4 protein-coding genes are annotated in these 2,470 nt (G+C 69.6%); 2 read left to right on the top strand and 2 right to left on the bottom strand.

Features of this window, described 5'->3' with window-relative positions; genetic code table 11:
* The coding region (locus ETD86_RS53895) for an HAD-IIA family hydrolase (RefSeq protein WP_138674315.1) at positions 1-877 on the bottom strand (877 nt) is incomplete at its 3' end.
* Between the two features lie 70 nt (positions 878-947).
* On the opposite strand from ETD86_RS53895, the gene ETD86_RS53890 reads away from it, so the two are divergent.
* Complete coding sequence (locus ETD86_RS53890; RefSeq protein ID WP_138674314.1) at positions 948-1,394, top strand: TipAS antibiotic-recognition domain-containing protein; 447 nt, start codon at positions 948-950, stop codon at positions 1,392-1,394.
* A gap of 21 nt (positions 1,395-1,415) precedes the next feature.
* On the opposite strand, the gene ETD86_RS53885 is transcribed toward ETD86_RS53890, so the two are convergent.
* On the bottom strand, positions 1,416-1,838 hold the full coding sequence (locus ETD86_RS53885; RefSeq protein WP_138674313.1) for a tetratricopeptide repeat protein: 423 nt from the start codon (positions 1,836-1,838) through the stop codon (positions 1,416-1,418).
* Between the two features lie 408 nt (positions 1,839-2,246).
* On the opposite strand from ETD86_RS53885, the gene ETD86_RS53880 reads away from it, so the two are divergent.
* Positions 2,247-2,470, top strand: a 224-nt coding sequence (locus ETD86_RS53880; RefSeq protein WP_246149534.1) for a DUF1015 family protein, incomplete at its 3' end; no start/stop codon positions are given.

Genomic DNA, 2,470 nt, shown 5'->3' with positions numbered 1-2,470 from the left:
CGTGGGTTCGGAGATGTTTATAAGAGACAGGCAGCACCCCGTCGTGCCACCGGGCCCGCCACCCTCCGCAGACCCCGTCGCGCACCTCGGGATAGGGCAGGTGCAAGGCCCGCAGATCCGCCGCGACATACGCGGGCCGATGCCGCGGCGCCGCCGTCAACACGTCGGCGGCCGTGGCCACCCCCGTGAGCACCAGCAGGCTGTCCACCCCGGCATTGGCCGCGCCCTCGATGTCGGTGTCCAGCCGATCCCCCACGACCAGCGGCCGCCGCGCCCCCGTACGGATCATGGACTCCCGATGCAGCGGCGGATCCGGCTTGCCCGCGTACACCGGCTCCACCCCGGTGGCCGCGGCGATGACCCGCACCATCGCCCCGTTCCCCGGCAGCTCTCCCCGGCCGGTGGGCATCGTGCTGTCACGGTTGGACGCCACGAACCACGCCCCCTGCCGCACTGCCAGCGCGCCTTCGGCCAGCAGCCCGTACGACAGCCCCGGCGCGATCCCCTGCACCACGGCGACAGGCGACTCGGTGGCGGTCGAAACCGGTCGAAGCCCTTGATCCCGTACGGCCATCCGCAGCCCGGACCCGCCGACCACGAGCACGTTCGCCCCGGGCGGCACCCGTTCCGCGATCAGCCGCGCGGCGGCCTGCGCCGAGGTCACCACGTCCTCGGCCGTGGCGGGCGCCCCGAGCTCGCGCAGGTGGGCGGCGATGGCGGCGGGCGTGCGAGAGGCGTTGTTCGTGACGTAGGCCAGCCGCACGCCTCGCCCGCGCGCCTCCTCCAGGGCCTGCGGGGCCCCGGGCACCGCATGGCTGCCCAGGTAGACCACGCCGTCGAGGTCGAGCAGCAAGGTGTCGTACCCGTCGATCAGCACAGCGCCTCTTCTCGTTTGACTCTCACGCCGCGTGAGACTTTAGCGTCGCCCTCGTATCCACCACGAAGGGATGACCATGTCCACGAACCCCGGCCTCACTCCGGACGAACGCTCGGAGCTGTTCGGCGATTTCAACCCTGACGACTACGCGGCCGAGGCGGAGCAGCGCTGGGGCGGCACGGAGGCCTGGGCGGAGTCGCAGCGCCGCGCGAAGTCGTTCACGAAGGAGGACTGGAAGCGTTTCATGGCGGAGGCGGCCGGCATCTCCGCCCGCATGGCGGAGGCGATGCGCTCGGGCGCCCCGGCGGACGGCGACCTCGCCATGGATCTCGCCGAGGAGCACCGGGCTCACATCACCCGCTGGTGCTACACGTGCACGTACGAGATCCACCGCGGCCTCGGCGATATGTACGTCAGCGACGCCCGCTTCACCGGCTCCCTCGATCGCACGGCCCACGGCCTGGCGGCGTACTTCCAGGCCGCCATCCGGGCCAACGCCGAGCGCCAGAACGCTTGAGAGGATTCATGGCGGGGAGTCCTACATCTCCCGGCGAGCCCGCAAGGTGGCGCGGACGCTCTTCAACGCCGACACGTAATGTCGCTCATCCGGGCGCATGGCAACCGCGATCGCCAGCGGTTCCTGCGCCCCTTCCACATCTCCGGTACGCCACAACGACAAACCCAGCCCGAAATAGGCATAGTCCTCGGCCGGATTGGCGTCGACGATCTGCCTGAAGCTGGTCGCGGCCTCGGCGTACTGCCGCGAATTGAACTGCGCCCTGGCCAGGGCCTCGAGGATGCTGCGGGATTCGGGCTCGGCCTCGGCCGCACGCTCCAGCAACGCGGCCGCGGCTGCCGGGCTGCCCTCTTTCAGTAGCTTGACCCCGCGCTGGTACCAATCGTAAACACTGCCCCGGGGAGCGCCCGGGTTCTCATCTTGGGGGTTTCCATCGCGCGACATAGGTGAGGACTCCCTTCATCGTGCTCCATTGCCGGAGACTCCGTCTTCAGGACGGAGAACGTCTGCAGTGTCTCGATGGGCGATGCCGTGGTTACGCGCAGGTGATGGACAGGGCCGAAGGCACCGGGCGACCGGGCACGGCGAGATCGGCCGTCACCGCATCCCGGGCGGCAGGCCGCACGGGGCGTGGTCGATCGCCCGCACGCTATGGCCGTCCGGCAGGCTCGGCCTGCCGAAAGTGTGATCCGCGCACGGAGCCGGCTTGAGAGCAAGCCCCTCCTTCCAGGTGGTGGGTGCACTTGACCGCTGGGCGACAGACGCGCTCTGCCCTGCTGCGGAGCGGGCACGGCTGTTGCTACCAAGGGGCGACTCCTGGAGGGCTCAAGCGTTTATGGGAGCATGCCCCGTATGGGGATTCCTGAACTGCCGGTGCCCGATGGACTGGTGCTACGACCCTTTCGAGGGTTGCGTTTCGCCGTCGAAGATCCCGCCAAGGTGACCTCCCCACCCTATGACCTGATCTCTGACGCGGACGTGGACGCCCTCCTGCGACTTCACCCGAACAACGTCGTCCGTCTCATCCTTCCCTGCTCGCCTCCTGGCAACTCCTCCCTCCCCGCCGATACCACGGC

The sequence above is a fragment of the Nonomuraea turkmeniaca genome, from assembly GCF_005889735.1.
Lineage (GTDB): Bacteria > Actinomycetota > Actinomycetes > Streptosporangiales > Streptosporangiaceae > Nonomuraea > Nonomuraea turkmeniaca.
Note: the sequence above shows the minus strand (reverse complement) of the source record. Positions and strands in the feature narration are given on the sequence as shown.

Coding starts and splice junctions, on each gene's coding strand:
- ETD86_RS53890 (WP_138674314.1), top strand. CDS start 948: ATGACCATGTCCACGAACCCCGGCCTCACTCCGGACGAACGCTCGGAG.
- ETD86_RS53885 (WP_138674313.1), bottom strand. CDS start 1,838: ATGTCGCGCGATGGAAACCCCCAAGATGAGAACCCGGGCGCTCCCCGG.